The organism is Saccharibacillus sacchari (genome assembly GCF_037722395.1).
GTDB classification, from domain to species: domain Bacteria; phylum Bacillota; class Bacilli; order Paenibacillales; family Paenibacillaceae; genus Saccharibacillus; species Saccharibacillus sacchari_A.
The window spans coordinates 164,615-181,257 of sequence record NZ_JBBKAR010000056.1; the positions used below are offsets into that span (position 1 = coordinate 164,615).

19 protein-coding genes are annotated in these 16,643 nt (G+C 53.1%); 18 read left to right on the forward strand and 1 reads right to left on the reverse strand.

Annotated features, from left to right (window positions below; translation table 11 throughout):
• The first annotated feature begins 6 nt into the window (after window positions 1-6).
• The 18 genes from WKI47_RS21965 (at window position 7) to WKI47_RS22050 (ending at window position 14,632) form a co-directional block, all read left to right on the forward strand.
• Window positions 7-414, forward strand: coding sequence for a phage tail tube protein (locus WKI47_RS21965; protein WP_340229330.1), 408 nt, complete (start codon window positions 7-9; stop codon window positions 412-414).
• Window positions 415-674: 260 nt separating this feature from the next.
• On the forward strand, window positions 675-1,109 hold the full coding sequence (locus WKI47_RS21970; RefSeq protein ID WP_340229331.1) for a phage tail assembly chaperone: 435 nt from the start codon (window positions 675-677) through the stop codon (window positions 1,107-1,109).
• Between the two features lie 23 nt (window positions 1,110-1,132).
• Complete coding sequence (locus WKI47_RS21975) at window positions 1,133-1,261, forward strand: hypothetical protein (protein ID WP_340229332.1); 129 nt, start codon at window positions 1,133-1,135, stop codon at window positions 1,259-1,261.
• 28 nt (window positions 1,262-1,289) lie between these two features.
• On the forward strand, window positions 1,290-3,293 hold the full coding sequence (locus tag WKI47_RS21980; protein WP_340229333.1) for a hypothetical protein: 2,004 nt from the start codon (window positions 1,290-1,292) through the stop codon (window positions 3,291-3,293).
• Window positions 3,294-3,341: 48 nt separating this feature from the next.
• The gene (locus WKI47_RS21985) at window positions 3,342-3,968 is read left to right on the forward strand and encodes a LysM peptidoglycan-binding domain-containing protein (RefSeq protein ID WP_340229334.1); all 627 of its coding nucleotides are present in this window, start codon (window positions 3,342-3,344) and stop codon (window positions 3,966-3,968) included.
• The gene (locus WKI47_RS21990) at window positions 3,965-4,951 is read left to right on the forward strand and encodes an XkdQ/YqbQ family protein (protein ID WP_340229335.1); all 987 of its coding nucleotides are present in this window, start codon (window positions 3,965-3,967) and stop codon (window positions 4,949-4,951) included. Before WKI47_RS21985 ends, WKI47_RS21990 begins: the two co-directional genes overlap by 4 nt.
• The gene (locus WKI47_RS21995; RefSeq protein ID WP_340229336.1) at window positions 4,944-5,315 is read left to right on the forward strand and encodes a hypothetical protein; all 372 of its coding nucleotides are present in this window, start codon (window positions 4,944-4,946) and stop codon (window positions 5,313-5,315) included. Before WKI47_RS21990 ends, WKI47_RS21995 begins: the two co-directional genes overlap by 8 nt.
• Window positions 5,308-5,775: a DUF2634 domain-containing protein gene (locus WKI47_RS22000; protein WP_340229337.1), complete on the forward strand. Its 468-nt coding sequence runs from the start codon at window positions 5,308-5,310 to the stop codon at window positions 5,773-5,775. The genes WKI47_RS21995 and WKI47_RS22000 overlap by 8 nt, the downstream gene beginning before the upstream one ends.
• Entirely contained in the window at window positions 5,768-6,907 is a 1,140-nt protein-coding gene (locus tag WKI47_RS22005) for a baseplate J/gp47 family protein (protein WP_340229338.1), read from the forward strand. The genes WKI47_RS22000 and WKI47_RS22005 overlap by 8 nt, the downstream gene beginning before the upstream one ends.
• Window positions 6,908-6,917: 10 nt before the next feature.
• The gene (locus tag WKI47_RS22010) at window positions 6,918-7,517 is read left to right on the forward strand and encodes a YmfQ family protein (protein ID WP_340229705.1); all 600 of its coding nucleotides are present in this window, start codon (window positions 6,918-6,920) and stop codon (window positions 7,515-7,517) included.
• A 29-nt stretch (window positions 7,518-7,546) separates the two neighbouring features.
• Window positions 7,547-8,914 carry a pyocin knob domain-containing protein gene (locus WKI47_RS22015; protein ID WP_340229339.1) on the forward strand — a complete coding sequence of 456 codons (1,368 nt, stop codon included), beginning with the start codon at window positions 7,547-7,549 and terminating at the stop codon, window positions 8,912-8,914.
• Window positions 8,915-8,926: 12 nt separating this feature from the next.
• Window positions 8,927-9,322, forward strand: a complete 396-nt coding sequence (locus tag WKI47_RS22020) for a hypothetical protein (RefSeq protein WP_340229340.1) — start codon at window positions 8,927-8,929, stop codon at window positions 9,320-9,322.
• Between the two features lie 56 nt (window positions 9,323-9,378).
• Complete coding sequence (locus tag WKI47_RS22025; RefSeq protein ID WP_340229341.1) at window positions 9,379-9,522, forward strand: hypothetical protein; 144 nt, start codon at window positions 9,379-9,381, stop codon at window positions 9,520-9,522.
• A 79-nt stretch (window positions 9,523-9,601) separates the two neighbouring features.
• On the forward strand, window positions 9,602-10,090 hold the full coding sequence (locus WKI47_RS22030) for a phage holin family protein (protein WP_340229342.1): 489 nt from the start codon (window positions 9,602-9,604) through the stop codon (window positions 10,088-10,090).
• Between the two features lie 21 nt (window positions 10,091-10,111).
• On the forward strand, window positions 10,112-11,116 hold the full coding sequence (locus WKI47_RS22035) for a peptidoglycan recognition protein family protein (RefSeq protein ID WP_340229343.1): 1,005 nt from the start codon (window positions 10,112-10,114) through the stop codon (window positions 11,114-11,116).
• A 213-nt stretch (window positions 11,117-11,329) separates the two neighbouring features.
• Window positions 11,330-11,872 carry a hypothetical protein gene (locus tag WKI47_RS22040; protein WP_340229344.1) on the forward strand — a complete coding sequence of 181 codons (543 nt, stop codon included), beginning with the start codon at window positions 11,330-11,332 and terminating at the stop codon, window positions 11,870-11,872.
• Between the two features lie 251 nt (window positions 11,873-12,123).
• Entirely contained in the window at window positions 12,124-13,530 is a 1,407-nt protein-coding gene (locus WKI47_RS22045; protein WP_340229345.1) for a dGTP triphosphohydrolase, read from the forward strand.
• Window positions 13,531-13,657: 127 nt separating this feature from the next.
• Entirely contained in the window at window positions 13,658-14,632 is a 975-nt protein-coding gene (locus WKI47_RS22050) for an MsnO8 family LLM class oxidoreductase (RefSeq protein WP_340229346.1), read from the forward strand.
• Between the two features lie 283 nt (window positions 14,633-14,915).
• On the opposite strand, the gene WKI47_RS22055 is transcribed toward WKI47_RS22050, so the two are convergent.
• Window positions 14,916-16,481, reverse strand: a complete 1,566-nt coding sequence (locus WKI47_RS22055; protein WP_340229347.1) for a PLP-dependent aminotransferase family protein — start codon at window positions 16,479-16,481, stop codon at window positions 14,916-14,918.
• Window positions 16,482-16,643: the final 162 nt, after the last annotated feature.

The following is a 16,643-nucleotide window of genomic DNA, read 5'->3' on the forward strand; positions in this document are numbered from 1 at the left end:
AATATTATGTTGGATGCTTCGAAAGTCATTCTTGGCACGTACGGTCAATTGCATATCGATGGGGTATGGCAGTCCCATATCAACAAACTGGAAGCTAGCGTGGAGATCGAAAAGCGCGAGCTGAACCTGACCGGAACCGATTGGAAAGTGCATAAAAACGGCGCGAAAAAAGGTACCGGTACCATGAGCGGTTACAAAGTCACGTCGGATATGATCCGCCGCGGCTTCCAGAAGTTCGATATCATCTCCAAGCTCGACGACCCGGAATCGTACGGTCACGAACGCGTTCGCCTGATCCGCTGCATGCCGGACAAAATCCAGCTTGCGAACTGGACGGCCGGCGAAGAAGTTGCGGAAGAAACGACCTTTACCTTCGAAGGCTACGAGCTGGTCGATCCGATCCGCGCGAACTGATTCGGCGTAAGATCGGTTGTTGCTTGATGATTGAAAAGGATAGCCGAGCTGCCGATTGCGAGAAGATAGGCGTATGACAAAAGAAAGCAGCATCATCGATAAGAACTTGACCAAGATCGCCGTCAAAAGGGCTGAGCTGCCCTGTGCGCGATCTTTTTGACGTAAACGAATCGGCGTGTGCGGCAGAAGGTCTTCGCCGGCGCGCCGTTTGCGTTTTCGCTCAGCTATCATCATACCCAAATCCGAGGAGGAATTATCTCATGAGTATCAACGAAAACCTGTCCGAAGAACAAATCCTGGACGTGCTATTCGAAGCGGCAGACAAACTCCCTGAAGAAACGGTCGTTATCCGCCGTCTCGATCTTCGCATGACGCTGCGCGGCCTGACATCCAGCAAAGTGGACAGTATTCGCGAGCGCTGCATGGTGCGCAAGACCGTCAAAGGCCGCACGGAAGAAAAAGTCGACAGCGAGACGTTCAACGCCCTGCTGATCTCCGAAGCGACAGCGAAACTCGAAGTCAAAGGGCTGGAACTGAACGGTTGGGGCGATCCCCGCATCACGAGCCGGCTTAAGCTGTCCGGCGGCGAACAGGCCGTGCGCCGCATGCTGCTGGCAGGCGAACTCGATGCCGTCGGCGACAAGGTGCTGGAGCTGTCCGGCTTTGGCGTGGAGCTGGCTGACGTAAAAAACTAATCCACTCCGGCGGGGTAACGACGATGATGTACCACATGTGGGTACGCCACCATCTCCGTCCCGGAGAATTTTGGAAGCTGCCGCGCGGGGAGAGGCTGTTGCTTTTGGCTTTTTCGGAAGAGGAGTTGGAAGCGCTGAGCGAGCATAAATGAACAATTTAACGACATAGGAGGTGAAAATATGGCAAATTCAGAAGACTTTGCGGCAAATGCTGGCGGGCTTAAGGCTACGATTCGTTATTTTGACCAGATACAACGTGCTTCTGATCGATTTGGGCAAACGCGCTATCAGAATATCACTAAGTTGAACAGCGAATTAAAATCTACTGTTCGTTATTTTGATCAGGTCTATAAAGCGGCGCGCAGATTACAAAATATTAATTACGATGCAGGCGTTCAGCGATTGAGACGGCAAGTAGTTTCTACTTCTCGGGAGTTTTCTGCTCTTTACCTTACAGCTTCAAAATTAAGCCAATTGCAGATTGGTGTTCAAATCGGGCTCAATGACAACCTTACAAGCAAACTGAATGGCATCACCGAAAAAATTAAGCAATTCAATAGTCTTAATCTGAACGCGACCGGAACTGTGAAAGTGCAAACGTCAGAAAAGCAAAAAACCGGTGTAACAGAAGCTTCCGATTCAAATAACGATTTTTCGAAACTGGCTAGTGCTATTGAATCAAATACACAAGCTACGCGAAGTAACACGATGCAGCTTTTTTTGGCTGATCCACAATCTTCTGCTCAATCCACTGCTAAAGATGAAGAGCCGAAAAGTATAGGAAGTAAGATTATGGGGGTTTTGGGTGGCCTTTATACGATCTTGGCACTGGTGGACTTTTCTTATCGCGGATCTGCGAAAATGCGTCAAATTAAACAGCAGAAAAAGTTTTACCCTGACGCAAATGCCGGGACAGGAAATAAGAGTGGAGGGACTCCAAACAAGACGTCAAGCAATGGCGGTTTAAACAGACCGAATCGCGGAAGACCAGGGTCTGTGAAACTTCAAACGCCAGAAAAGCTGCCGCCTAAAGCATCCCCTGCTCCCAAACCTTTTTCTGACAAGCTTAAAAATTATAACGACCGCTATGGACCCATGAAGACAAGTGACCCCAAAGCGCCTTCTGCCTCTAAGCCTTTTTCCAAAAAGCTTGAATCCTACCATGCTCGTTATGGATCGATCAAAACAGGCGATCCAAAAGTAAGCAAGAGTACTTCTTTAAAAGCAGATAAACCGGCCGGTCCTAAGTCGCTAAGCAATCCGCTGAAGACTCTGGCAGATTCTCAGAAAAATGCCATAACCAAACTACCTAAGAAATCTTTCATGAGTTCTATAGGGGAAAAGTTTAATGCTTTCAAAAGTACTGGTAAAGGTTTGCTTGGAAAAGTCCCTGGACAAAAGCTTTTGCAAACAGGAGGCAAGATTTTAGGAAAAGCATTTGTACCTCTTGCCGTTGCATCTGGAGTGGCTTCCATATTTCAAGCGCCAAAAGAAGAACGAGGCAAAGCGATTGGATCTGTAGTTGGTACCGCAGCCGGAGCTTTTTTTGGCGGTCCAGCCGGAGCTGTAGTAGGAAGTTATTTGGGCGGAAAAGCAGGCGAGCTAATACAACAGACAAAAGTGTTCGAAAAAGGCGGAAAAGCGATCAGTGACGGAGTGGACTGGATTGGAAAGAAGTTCAAGAATATTTTTGGCAAGAAGTCTGCCGAAGAAACTACAGCACCCTCTTCTGCGGCACTCCCTGCATCGCCATCCAGCGCTTCAAGTCCTGCAATAACACAAGCTAAATATCCGCAAATGCAGGCAGTAACAGTCGGTGCAACGATGGCTTCGACCGGTTTGAGTGTTCCTACGATTGATCATGCGAACATGGTTTCAAAAGTAGGGACTCCCGTTAATAATGGGGCTAAAGCAGGAACGGAAGCTGTTCAATTGAGCGAAGCACAGCTAAGTTCCATTTCCGGCATGCTTAAAGATTTCAAAACAGAAGTGACCAATCAAGTCTCGATTACGATTCCTCAAGGAGCGGTACAGCTCGATATCCACGAAGAGATCGACTACGCCGAAATCGAGGGCAAGATCGGGGCGGCGATCGTGGCGAAGGTACGCCAAGCGTTCCAGAACTACAAGCCGTCCGGCGGAGGCGGAGGTTCGGCCGGACCTGCGCGAACGATGGCGACGTAAGAAAGCGGGACGGGCTGTGCAGCCGCGATCCCGGAAAGGAGGACAGCCGTGGAGATTTATTTGTTTTACGGCGACAAAAAGTATTTTCATTTCCCCGTCAATCCTGAAGAGATCAATTTCTCGCGTTCGAAAGGATATGAGACGGTCAACATGCTGCAACACGGGGAGTTCGATTTCGCGCAGGGCGACAAGATCAAGGAGATCAGTTTTTCTTCGTTTTTCCCGAAAGAATACGATCCGTCTTATTGCCGCTTCCGCAAGATTCCCGATCCGATGGTTGCGGTCAATGTGCTGAATCGTTTTCTCGTTTCGGCTGAGCCGGTTCGTTTGGTCATTTCCCATACGGGCATCAACGTGCCGGTCTACCTGATCAGCTATAACAGTTCGTTCAGAGGCGGAGAGCCGGGAGACATTTATTTCGAATTGACGTTCCGCACCTGGCGCGATGCCAAGCTGCAAAGCAAGTCCGGCGGGGTCAAAGCGCTTAAACGAACCGATCTTAAGCCCACAGGCAAAACGTATACGGTCAAAAGCGGCGATTCCTTGTCCAAAATTGCCAAACTCGAACTGGGTTCGGGCGACAAGTGGCAATTGATCTATGTATTAAATAAAAGCGTGATCGGCCCCAATTACAACCTGATCAAGCCGGGACAAAAGTTGGTGTTGCCGAAATGAGTTACAAAGTGATCGTAGGCAGCAACACCGATATCACGCCCATGGTCGAGACCATCAGCATGCGTGACGCGCTCGACCAAATTGCGTATCAGGCGAGCGTTCGGTTGGCCGTGTCCACAGCGAAGACACTGCCCGACTTTACGCCGGGAACGCCGATTCGGGTAAGTGGCGTTCCTTTCGGCAAAGAGGCGCAGATCTTTCCTTTGCTGAATCCCGGCGTGATCTGGGAAGCGGAAAGCACGAACAGCGGCACCAAACGTATCTCGCTGACGCTGTACGATCGGATGATCTACCTGGAGAAATCCGAAGACGAATACCTTTTTCCCAAAGACCAGACCGCTACGCAACGTTTGCAAAAGTACGCTAAAGACTGGGGCATCACGCTCGGCGATCCGGTGGACACCAAAACCAAACTGGCGAAGGCCGTGTATCGATCGCAAACGATTTTTTCCATGTTGTTCGCGGATCTCAAGGAAACGTCCAAATCGGGCGGCGACATGTACCATCCCCGGATGACGAGCCGCGGGCTGGAACTGTTCAAGCTCGGCAGCAACACGCAAGTGCATGAGCTGGATCGCCTGATCGACGTCGCGCAGATGCGTACGTTGGAAGGAGCGGTCACGAAGGTGAAGGTACTTGCGGCGGCCGAATCTTCGAACGGAAAGGAAGTCGCATCCAAGATCCTGACCGTCGAGGAAAAAGGGGCCAAAGAGCTGGGCACGCTGCAAAAGGTAGTATCCGACGATCAGGTCAAAACGGCGAAAGCGGCGAAAAAGCTCGCGCAAAGCTATCTGACCGGAATCCAGGAGACGTTTACCGTAACGGCGCCTGACGTCAATACGATTCGGGCAGGCGATGCCGTGAAGCTTAGCGGGATGAAGCTGCTCGTCACGTCGGTCAGTCACGATCTCGGCAATCCGGGCACGATGACGTTGGAACTGGCGACCGAGGCGTCGGTAAAAAGGAGGTTTTATCTTGACTAAAGATCCGTATGGGCAATTCGCCGATATGATGAGTTCCGCGATGAAAGGGCACACCAAGCAGATGGCAAGCGGCCTCGGCGGCGTGTTGGGAACGATGACGGCTTCCGGCGTGAAGTTGGACGATTTCAAGCATGAGATTCAGGATTACATGGTCGCGGAACTGCCGGGCACGATGGAAGCTGGTGAAGGCGGGAATGGAACTGCTGTACCAGACGCCGACGATTCCATGGGCAGTGGGGGGATCGGAGGCGAGGTTACGCTGCAAGTCAACGGATTCCAACCCGGCGACCGCGTATTGGCGATTCGGGTGAACGGCGGCAGCGACGTGGTTGTGCTGTGCAAGGTGGTGGGCGCGGATGGCTAATCTTTTTCCGGATAACGGCGGTTTTTTCTGGGGAGACGAGGAAACGGACGTCGAAGTCGATTCCGCTGCGGTCACGTTCGGCCGGAGCTGGAAGTTCGACTATGAGCATGGCGAGTTCATGACGACGCCGAGCGGACGGATCGCGGCGGCGAATCCGAGAGAAGCTTGGGTGGAATGGTGCGAAAAAGCGATCCGTACGCCGCGCTATCGGCATGTCATCTATTCCCGCGACTACGGCAGCGAACTCGAAGACCTGCTCGGCAGCGATCATCCACGTTCGGTTATCGAAAGCGAAGTCGAACGAATGGTCACGGAAACGCTGCTTGCGGACGATCGGACAGGTTCGGTGGATCAGTTTTCTTTTGCCTGGATCGGGGACGGTTGTACGTTCAGTTGCCAAGTGACCAGTGTGCAGGAGGATATTGAAATTTTGGAAAGCGAGGTGATTGGATTTGGCTGAGTTTCCTTATTATTTGGAGGAACAAACGGAGGATGCGATCCGAAACCGGATGTTGGATCGTTTGCCGGATGATCTCGATAAGTCGGAGGGGTCTTTTTTGTGGGATGCGCAGGCCCCGGCGGCTTTTATGTTGTCGGAAGCGGCGTTGTGGGCACAGGAGCTGTTGCGGCGAGGGTTTGCGAGCACGGTAGCCAGCACGGATGAAAATTTTCGTTCGGAGGAGTTGGACTTGCGGGCTTCCGAGCATGGCGTGACGCGGCGGACTGCGACGTTTGCGGAAGGTAGCGTTACGTTTACCGGGGAGCCGGGCAAGATCGTACCCGCCGGGACAACGGTATCATCCCCCTCGGACGAAGAGATCGGCGAAGCGTCGAAGGAATATGAGACGACGGCAGCAGTCACGATCGGTGAAACGGGCAAAGCAGCGGTCAGCGTACGTGCGGTGATCGCCGGGAAACCCGGAAATGTTCCGCCTGGCGCGATCTCGCTGATCTCCGATTCGGTTTCCGGCGTGACGGGAGTCAGTAATGCGGCAGCTTTGACAGGAGGAACCGACATCGAGTCGGATGCCTCGCTGCTGGAGCGCTTTTACGCCAAAGTTCGCAACCAAGGCACGAGCGGCAACAAAGCGCAGTACAGACAATGGGCGAGCGAGATTCCCGGCGTCGGCGCCAGTCGGGTCGTTCCGCTCTGGAAAGGTCCGGGCACGGTCGGGATCTACCTGCTGGACAACGATAAACGCGCAGCAAGCCCTTCGATCGTATCGGCGGTCCAAACCTATATCGATCCGACGCAGGACGGACAGGGCGAAGGTACGGCTCCGGCCGGCCCGACCGTGACCGTTATGCCGGCGGAAGAAGTGACGATCGATATCGAAGTGACGCCGACATTAGCTAGCGGAGCTTCCGCAGCGGATGTGAAAAGGCAAATCGAAGAAGGCGTGACCGCGTATCTGAAACAGTTGGCTTTTCAAGATCCGCTGGTTCGTTACACGCGGATCGCCGCGATCCTGCTCGATATTCCGCCTCTGATTGACTATACCGACCTGATCGTAGGCGGCGCCAGCGACCGGAATATCGAGATGGAGGAGCATCAGGTGGCGGTGTTGGGGACGGTGACGGTTCATGAGTGAGGATGTAAAAATGACAGGTAAAGGCGTCTCGACGCCTCATACTGTGAATTTCGACGAGCTCCCCCTTTCTCCGAAAGGGCAGGAGCTCTTTTCCTATCTGCCGCATTATTACGAGAATTCCCGGATCATGCGTGCGGATGCCGAAGCAAAAGGCCGGGAAATGGATCTGCTGCATCAGGCGCTGGAGGAAACGTTGGATCAGTTTTTCGTGCGTACGGCGACCTGGGGATTGGACATCTGGGAGCGGGAGCTGGATATTGCGGTCGATCCGGCGAAGCCGGTGGAACAGCGCCGTTCCGTCGTGGAGTCGAAGCTGCGTGGCGGCGGCGTTTTTTCCGGGAAAATGGTGCGTAACGTGGCGGCGGCGTATGAACGCGGCACGGTCGATGTGACCTTTCAACCGGATGAATGGGCGTTTACGATTCATTTCGTCGACACGATCGGCCTACCGCCGAATCTGGACGACCTGAAAGCCGCGATCGAAGACATCAAACCGGCGCATATGACGGTGGAGTACGAATTCAGCTATCTGCTGATTCGCGATGTGGACGGCGTAATGACGCTGGGACAATTGGATCGGACGGCGCTCGACAAGTTTGCTTTTAATTAAAAAGTTCTACATTTGAAGGAGGGGAAAGCATGTCTTCGAAAACACCGAATATCAATCTGCATAAAGCGGACAAAGTCGCCGACGCGGATCAGACTTTCAATATCGACACGCTGCTGAACGAGAACTGGGACAAGCTGGACACTGCAATTGGGGAAATGCGCACGGAGATTGGGGAGATCGAACCGGAAATCCCCGATGCATCGACGACGCAGAAAGGGCTCGTGCAGTTGGACGATACGACGAGCAGTACGAGTAAGGGAAAGGCTGCTACGGCGGATGCGGTAAGGCGCGCGAAAGACGAAGCGACTTGGGCAGCAGTAGGCGTGAAAGATACTCGTAACGTAAATGCAGCTCCGAGCACGTATGTGCAAGGTTTGACGAGAGAATTCAAGGTAGGAGCCGCTATTGGTTTGGATGGTCAAACTCATGTTTTACTTGAAACGCATAAGCCGTGGATGGACGTCTCCGGAGGCGTTGTTCATCAAATCGGGTTCGGAGGAACAACGGGAACGCTGTATCGTAGAACCGGAAAAGAAGATGCAACAGGTTGGAACGGCTGGGTTGAGCAAATCCATTCCGGGTATCCGTGGCAGAAGCATAAGCTGACAGAAGATAATGGATTAAGTTTAATTATATCGGGACAGAATCTTAATGATATTAAAAAAGTAGGTTTCTATAATGGAAGTTCAGTTGTCAATGCCCCTAATACTGATTGGTATCATTTTGAAGTTCAAGTTCATCCAAATACAAAAGATTATTATATTGTACAAATCGCCCGAAATATGTTCACAAATACGTATCAACAACGTATTTGTACTGCTAATTCTTGGGGACCTTGGACTGAAGACCTTTTTCAATCTGTCGCTAACGGAAAAGCCAGCCTGAAAACGGCCATTAGCGGCAAAGGCGGCACGGTTTCCCAGGCTGGGAGTACGCCGACATTCGCTGAATTAGTAACGGGAGTAAATAGTGTTCAACGAGCAGAACGGTTCTCCGGCGGGTTGCAATACGGCGCAGAGGTAGCGTCCGGGAGCAGCACCACAATCGCAACATTGCCTACGATATCGCGCTATTTATCTTTAGTCGGCTTGCGTAATCCGGGCATATACATTTATACAAACTATAACGCTGCTGGGTATATCAATTTGTATCTTTTTGATTCAGCAGGAACGTCGATATTCCTTTTCCAAACAGTAAATGCAGGGCAAGGAATGACGGCATTGTTTATTGATGCTACGCAACGAACGGTTCAATTCAGATTTGCGACTAATGCGGATATGGCCGGGGCCGTGGTTCCTGCTAATTTTAGATTTGACGGCCCTATTCGGATAGTTGTCGTCAACAACAGCCAAGCGCCGGGAAGATGGCAAGGCGATTGGATCGGAATTTATGGATAAGGGAGGATTAATATGCCTGAATTTTATATAACATATGGCGACCGAATGGGAGATAAAGCGCTGTTCACAACTTTGGTCGAAAATACATTTCCGAGAATCGAAGAAGCGCAGCCGGGAGGCATTCACATCGATTTTGAAAGAGCGCCGGAAAAGGAAGGGTACATGCCTGTTTATTACGTAACGTTCGAAGACGAAGAAGTTACGGGCGTTATCTACGAATACCTACCGTTGCCGGAGCCTGAAAAAACCCAGCTTGAAAAGGCGCAGGCTCGAATCACAGAGCTGGAGAACCGAACTAAAGTTCTTGAATATACAGCCCAAACGACGGGCGAAACGCTCGATGTGCACGAGGGAGCGATCGTTGACGTTATGAAGCTGGCGCTCGGTAGATCGCCGGAAGAATTATGATCGTCTGAATTTTGATATGACCCCTGCTTAAACTCGCAAAAGGAGGTACCAAAACTATGCTGATTGTAATGCTTGCAGGCCGCGTTGTGCGCGGAGCAACACTGTTTTCTGAAATCCCTGATCCGATCAAACTGAAAGTCTATGACGAACTCAAAGCAAACGGAGTCGAATTTTTGGCTGGCGATTATAAGCCTGAGTAAACCGCATCCCTCCCGGATCGCGGTTATTTTTATGCCCTCGGACCTCCGGGGGCTTATTTTGCACAACGGGGGACGCAGAATGGGGGAGCAACTATTCAAAGGAACGGCCGCGGTCGTCGGACTCGCGATCGGTTTCCTTTTTGGAGGACTGTCTATGCTTATTAATTTACTGCTGATCCTCGTGATCGTCGATTGGTTGACAGGGTGGGCTGCGGCTTGGATACGAGGTGAGCTTCGCAGCAGGGTGGGATTCAAAGGGATCGTTCTTAAAGTCGCGATCTTCGCCGTCGTCGCGATTGCGCATTTTATCGATGGCGTGCTGGGCGACATGCACATGTTTCGCGATGCGGTCATCTTTTTCTATCTGGCGAACGAGTTGTTATCGGTGATTGAAAACATGGGCAAAATGGGAGTCGCGATGCCGCCGATCATCCGGGATGCGGTTCGCATTTTCGAAAACCGTACGAAGGTCAAAGAAAATCCGCAGTTGATTCCCGAAGAACAGCCGGAAGCGATCAAGATCGAAAAGTCGGAAACTTCGGCAGGCGAAGAGAACAAGACCGCCTGACGCAACGAAGGAGGAACTACATTGAACAAACCCAAATACCCCATCGAGCGCCGCTACATCGCCAAACGTTCGAACACCAGGCCTGGCCTCCGGCTGACAACCAGAGCGCCGGCTTTTTTTGTTGCTCACGATACCGGCAATCCGGGTGCGGGCGCGGATAACCATTACCGGTATTTCAACGCGCTCGCGGACCGCTCCGCTTCGGCGCATACGTTTATCGACGACAAAAAAATCTTGGAAATCATCCCGACCGGCACGGACTCCGATCCGGCCGAGAAGGCTTGGCATGTGCTCTACAACGTCACGACCGATAACGAGCGGTTCGGCTACGATGCCAATAATGCCGCGCTCGGCGTAGAATTGTGTTACGGCGGCGGCATCGACTTCGAAGAAGCGTATAAGCGATTCGTCTGGTACTTGGCTTTCTGTTGCAAAAAGTGGAACAAAGACCCTCGTTTGTTCATTCCGAGCCACAAACAGCTCGACCCTGCGCGGAAAATCGACTGCGATAACGCGCTCAAGTCGGGCGGCCGCACACTCAAAGATCTGATCGCCGACGTGACGGCCGAGCTGAATGCCTTAAGCGGCGAAAGCGCTGGACACTCTCCGTCAGCGGGCAACGGCGGTGCCGGTACGCTGACCTCGCCGAAGCCCGCTGTGCCTCCCGCTTCCGTTCCGAGCACGCCGACCGATTTCGTGCCGCTTTCGGCCGATCTGGCTTTGGCTTTGATCGCCGAATACGTACGTCCGGCTTGGGCCTCGGCCCGGACGGCGAACAAACAGCCGGAAGCCGAACATTTTCATCGTCTTGCGGTCAATTTGCGCTCCGCAGCCGGCATCGACGAGACTGGCCGCAAGCTTCCCGCTGCCGTCAAACTGCATAAATCCAACGTGCAGGAGCTGGTTTTTCGCTGGTTGTCCCCGGCTTGGTATCAAGCGCGAAAAGTCGGCGACGCCCAAGCGGCGGAACTCGCGCACGATCGGGCCAATCTTTTGCGTCTTTCCGCCGGATTGCCTAAACAATAGTCTTTTGAAGCTATTCGGCAAGGAACTCAAAATAAAGCCTCGGTACGACCTTCTACAGGAAGGCGTACCGAGGTTTTTTGCCGTGTCTGGAACCCTGCTGTGATTCTTGTCCGCGCATGATTTCGCCTGATCCGTTACGCTGGGCATAGACACTCACCGACCGACTTCTTTGGAAAAAAACGAACGAGATCCCAAATCGAAAGGCGGCCCGTCATGACCGATCCTCAACAGATTCGCAACCGGAAAACGCTATCTTCAACGCAAACACGGAAACAGTCACGCCCTTCTTTTTCCGAGCCAAAAAAAAGAACGCCTGCCGTTTTCGCGCTGATCGTGCTCCATGTTTTTCTTGCGCTCGGAGCCTGGGTCGGCGGTGTTCTGTTGATCGTCGATCCGAGCGGACAAGCGATAGGAATGCCGTTATCCATGTTGGAACGGTCTTTTTTTCCCGACTATTTGATTCCGGGTCTGTTGCTGCTAATCCTTTTCGGAATTTTTCCACTGTTGACCGCTTACGCGATTTACCGCCGCCCGGACTGGCCCGCCATCGAGATGTTCAACCCGTACCGAAACGAACTGCATCCCGCCTGGGCGCTGTCGTTATACATAGGCTTCGGGCAAATCATCTGGATCTCGGCGCAAATGTACATAATGAACGCTGCTTATCCCGTGCATATGATCTATACGGGGTGGGGATTGGCGATTTTGATCGTCACGCTGCTTCCTTCCGTGCGCAACGATTTGATAAAGAGGTAAAAAGAGAAAATTCGACAAAATGGGGTTTTTTCTGATCCAAGCCCGCTCCTTTTGCGAATGTATTTACGTTATAAAAAATCCCTGCCGCTTTTCATTGTTGTTTTTCGAATTTGCTCTGTACGGATGCCGGATTTTGTCGCTCTCTCTGTTATAATAGAAGCCGAACACCCGCCCTCTTTTACACACCGGGGAAAACGGGTATAATCGACTCCAACTGAATTGAACAGATAGAGAGGGCGGGCTGGACCGATATGAGTTTGACGGAAAAAAGAGAACACCGGCAGCATGCCGAAGACAAGCACGAAGCTTCGCGTTCTTCGTTCGAGCGCGATTATTCGAGACTGATCCACTCCCCGACCTTCCGGCGCTTGCAAGGCAAGTCGCAAGTATTCGGCGCGGGCACGGGAGATTATTACCGCACGCGGTTGACGCACTCGCTCGAAGTGGCGCAGATCGCGCGTCAGGCGGCGAAAAATCTCGTGTTCCAATACCCGGAAATCACGTTGGCGCGGGCGGACAGCCCGGGACTCGTGCTTGATCCGGAAGTCGTGGAATGCGCGTCGATCGCCCACGATTTCGGCCATCCTCCGTTCGGGCACAAAGGCGAAGAAGTGCTGGCCGATATTTTGGAGAAACTGATCGAAGAACGCACGCGCAAAGCGCTGCGGGGCAAAAAGGAAAACGCCGAGAAAAAACGGGAAAAACAGAACGAAATGCGTTACCGCTACGAACATTTCGAGGGCAACGCGCACAATTTTAGGTTAATGATGTTTTTGGAGAAGCGGGAAAATCTCGACGGGCTGAATCTGTCGGACGCGGTGCTGCTCGGGATCAACAAATACCCGTTCTCCGGACTTGAAAATAAAAAAGGCATGTACCGCAACGAATGGAACTATATTTCGGGCATCCGCAAAGAATGGCAGATCCCGGAACGCAAAACGACGCTGGAAGCCCAGTTGATGGATCTGTGCGACGATATCGCGTATTCGGCGCACGATCTGGAAGACGGGATCAAAGCAGGCAAGATCGAAGTCCATGAGCATTTTATGCACGACGAAGGCACGCACCGCTTGATTCTCGAAAAGATCCAAACGCTCGAAGACCGGGTATGGCAGGGTGTTGACCGCGAAGCGATCAGCATGAAGGTCAGCGCGGTGCTCGACGATTATCTGCAAGCGTGGAATTCCAAATGGCCGGTGTGCGATCGGGACTTTTCACGGACGCGGCGCGAGGTTAAAGCTTATTGGGTGAATCATTTCGTCAGCAATCTCGGCGTGATCGACGACGGCAATTGGAAAAAAATCACGTTCGTCAAAGACGGCGCGGAAAATGACGATATGCTGCGTACCGTGAGCGTGCTCAAAAGTTTTGCTTGGGTGACGATGATCCGCGATCTGCGCGTGCAGCGTCTGCAAAAACGCAGCGAATGGATTATCCGCCGGTTGTGGGACGCGTTTGTCGATCCGAAAACGGCGACTTCAATCATCCCAAGCGACTGGATTCACCGTTTCGAGCGCGATCAGCGGCAAGAGACGCCGGTATGGACGTGGGAACGCATGGTTATCGATTATATTGCGGGCATGACGGATATGTTTGCGGAAAAAATCTACAACGAATTGTACGGATTGAAAGTCGGCTCTATTTACGATATTGATTAAGCTTGCTTCGCGCAACAAAAACAGGAATTTTACGTCAAAAGAAACAGGAATCAAAAACAACCTTAAAATGATGGAAACACCACGGTGAACAGGATAAACCTGGGCGTCTGGGAAGGAGCAAGTCATCATGACGAAATTGGCATTGGGAATCCTGGACATGTCGCCACGGTTCGATCGTGCCTCGGATGAAGAAGCGTTGATCCAATCCGCGAAGCTTGCAAGCAGCGCGGAAAAGTGGGGGTACGGCCGTTATTGGCTGTCCGAGCATCATGGGATGGACTCGCTGGCCTGTACGGCACCGGAAGTGATGTTGGCGCATATCGGAGCACGCACGAGTAAGATTCGTATCGGAGCCGGTGCCGTGTTGCTGCCGCACTACAGTCCGCTCAAAGTGGCCGAGTGCTTTAATTTGCTGGCTACCTTGTATCCGGGACGGATCGATCTCGGCATCGGCCGCGCGCCGGGCGGCGATGCGCACACGACGATGGCGCTCAGCGGCAATTTTCTGGCGCATGTAGGGGAAATGCCCGATAAAGTGCATCAACTATGCGAATTGATCGACGGCAGCTACCGTTACGACGGCGAATCGGTGCGTGCGCGTCCGCAGCCCAAGCAGCCGCCGGAGCTGTGGATGTTGGGCACCAACGTCAAAAGCGCCGATATGGCCGCTTCCTGCGGTTCGTATTACGCGTTCGGCCAATTTATGAGCAGTAGCGACGGACCCGAGATCGTACAGACGTACCGCGATTCGTTCAAGCCGTCGGCGCAGCGCGAGAAGCCTTACGTGATCGTCGCGGTCAACGCGATCTGCGCATCGACCGACAGTCAGGCATTGACATTGGCGGAGCAGTTCCGTGACCAGTTTCCGGAATCGCCGCTCGGCCGTTCCGAGCTGAAAGGCACGGACGACCGCATGGCGCTGATCGTGGGTGACGTGACGCGCATGCGTCAACGGTTGCTGGAAATCCAGGAAACTTACGAAGCGGACGAGATCATGATCGTATGCCCGGGAATCGGGTACGAAGAACGCCTGGAGTCGTTCCGCCTGATCGCCGAAGCGGCGGGGTTGAACGAATCGAAGCAAGAGGAACGAACGGAATAGACGATAGGCCGAGCGATCAGTTTTGCGAACACCGTGCAACAAAACAGAAAAGCGTCCGGCCTCAGGCCCGGACGCTATCTTTATTTCTATACGCAAAACAGATACGAGCAAACCGAAGCAGGATTTTAGTGGTAGGCGAAGCGAGAGGCGGAGGGAGAAATTCAGTGAAGGAGCGTTAGCGTTCGCCTTTGAACTTGGGAAGCTTCCTTATAGACATAATTCAGCTTCCCAAGTTCAACATGCGACCGAAACGAATTTCTCCCGCAGCCGCCCCAGCTTCGCTTCAACGAAAACCCTGCTTTTCGGCGTGCGCTCGCAGTAGCGCCACGCCTTCCGCGATCCGCCGCTCGTTCAACATCGAAAAGCTCAATCGAATATGCGGATCAGGCCGGCTTTCCGGATCGAAAAACGATCCCGGTACAAACGAAATCGTATCTTCGCCCGACCCGCTCCCCAGCGCATCAGCGAGCAACCGCTGCGGACTGATCCCCTCAGGCAGCTTGATCCACAAATTCAGCCCGCCCTGCGGCGAATGCCACGTCCAACCCGAGCCTTCCAACGCTTTTTCCATCGCTTCTTTGCGCAGCTGCAACGCCGTACGCAGCTTATGCAGATGGCGGCGCGAGCGTTCCGACTGAAACTGATGCGCGAACACTTTCTGGTTGAGCAGCGGCGTTCCGCCCGTGCTGCGTGCTTTGGCCGTCAGCAGACGGCGCATCAGGTCGGCACGGGCGGCGAGACAGCCGATGCGCAGACCCGGAAAAACATACTTGCTGAAGCTGCGGATATAAATCGTATTGCCCGCCGTATCGTAGCTATACACAGGCGGAGGCGGCGGGGTATCGAAATACACATCGCGGAACGCATCGTCCTCCACCAAAATGCAGTTGTACGTTTCGGCCAGATCGGCGAGCCGTTTACGCTGCTCGGCAGGCACGCACCATCCGGTCGGATTATGGAACGTCGGATTCAGGTAGAACAGAACCGGACGGTGGCGGCGCATCAGCGCTTCGATCTCATCCATCCGATAGCCGTCGGGATGGATATCGACCGGAAGCAGCCGCGCGTTGCGATGCTTGAACATCTCGATGGCGACGCTATAGCTCGGCTGTTCGATCAGCACGGCGTCGCCGGGACGGACAAGCGCTTCGCAGGTCAGATGGATCGCTTCCTGCCCGCCGCTCGTCACCAACAGCTCTTGTCCTTCCGGCACGAAGTCGCAGGTCTCCGACATATAGCGGCGCAGCACGTTCAGCAGTTCCTCGTCGCCTTGCAGCGGGGCATACGTGCCCAGCACGCGTGGATACAGATCGAAAACATGCTTGGCTTCCTCGGACAGATAGGAATTGGGCAGCAACAACGGGTCGATCAAGGCCTGGGAGAACTGATAGCGGCATTCCACGCTGTGTAGCTCTCCAAGCAGCGCAGGCTGAGGAGCTTCCAGGCCGGAAGCTTCGCTATCGGTCTGCTCAGGTGAACGAAACCGCTGAATGCTGCCGAATCCGGTTTCCGCAGGACGGCGAGGCACGGTCAGATAATACCCCGACTTTTCGCGGGATTCGATCAATCCTTCGTCCTTGAGGCGATTATAGGCTTTGTATACAGTCAGGCGATGCAGACCCGTTTCTTCCGACATGCGGCGCACGGAAGGCAGCTTCTCGCCCTCAATCCAGTCGCCGCGCGCAATCCGGATTCGCAGCTCGACCGCAAGTTCGGACGAATTGGCGAGCGGCAGCAGAAAACCGTCGGGAACCTCCGCGGAGCGTCCCGATCTTGAATTCGCGCGAGCGGAAGTATTGCCCGCCGCGCGATCGCGTCTTTTTGAATGAACGGAAGAGTTATGTTCCATGAGCGTTACTCCCTGCTTCCGGACCCGCCGGATCGAAGTTTGGATTTCCCTTTAAAAAGTATACTCATCATAGCCGATTTTGTATCGCTGTGAATCCTGTCTGTTCTGCGTTTGTTAATCTGTTCTATAGACACCCCTTTACAATAAAGCAAACGAAGGGGG

Bases quoted from the DNA above. Each gene is read 5' to 3' on its own strand.
- WKI47_RS21965 (WP_340229330.1), top strand. From the start codon at position 7: ATGTTGGATGCTTCGAAAGTCATTCTTGGCACGTACGGTCAATTGCAT.
- WKI47_RS21970 (WP_340229331.1), top strand. From the start codon at position 675: ATGAGTATCAACGAAAACCTGTCCGAAGAACAAATCCTGGACGTGCTA.
- WKI47_RS21975 (WP_340229332.1), top strand. From the start codon at position 1,133: ATGATGTACCACATGTGGGTACGCCACCATCTCCGTCCCGGAGAATTT.
- WKI47_RS21980 (WP_340229333.1), top strand. From the start codon at position 1,290: ATGGCAAATTCAGAAGACTTTGCGGCAAATGCTGGCGGGCTTAAGGCT.
- WKI47_RS21990 (WP_340229335.1), top strand. From the start codon at position 3,965: ATGAGTTACAAAGTGATCGTAGGCAGCAACACCGATATCACGCCCATG.
- WKI47_RS22000 (WP_340229337.1), top strand. From the start codon at position 5,308: ATGGCTAATCTTTTTCCGGATAACGGCGGTTTTTTCTGGGGAGACGAG.
- WKI47_RS22010 (WP_340229705.1), top strand. From the start codon at position 6,918: ATGACAGGTAAAGGCGTCTCGACGCCTCATACTGTGAATTTCGACGAG.
- WKI47_RS22015 (WP_340229339.1), top strand. From the start codon at position 7,547: ATGTCTTCGAAAACACCGAATATCAATCTGCATAAAGCGGACAAAGTC.
- WKI47_RS22020 (WP_340229340.1), top strand. From the start codon at position 8,927: ATGCCTGAATTTTATATAACATATGGCGACCGAATGGGAGATAAAGCG.
- WKI47_RS22025 (WP_340229341.1), top strand. From the start codon at position 9,379: ATGCTGATTGTAATGCTTGCAGGCCGCGTTGTGCGCGGAGCAACACTG.
- WKI47_RS22030 (WP_340229342.1), top strand. From the start codon at position 9,602: ATGGGGGAGCAACTATTCAAAGGAACGGCCGCGGTCGTCGGACTCGCG.
- WKI47_RS22040 (WP_340229344.1), top strand. From the start codon at position 11,330: ATGACCGATCCTCAACAGATTCGCAACCGGAAAACGCTATCTTCAACG.
- WKI47_RS22045 (WP_340229345.1), top strand. From the start codon at position 12,124: ATGAGTTTGACGGAAAAAAGAGAACACCGGCAGCATGCCGAAGACAAG.
- WKI47_RS22050 (WP_340229346.1), top strand. From the start codon at position 13,658: ATGACGAAATTGGCATTGGGAATCCTGGACATGTCGCCACGGTTCGAT.
- WKI47_RS22055 (WP_340229347.1), bottom strand. From the start codon at position 16,481: ATGGAACATAACTCTTCCGTTCATTCAAAAAGACGCGATCGCGCGGCG.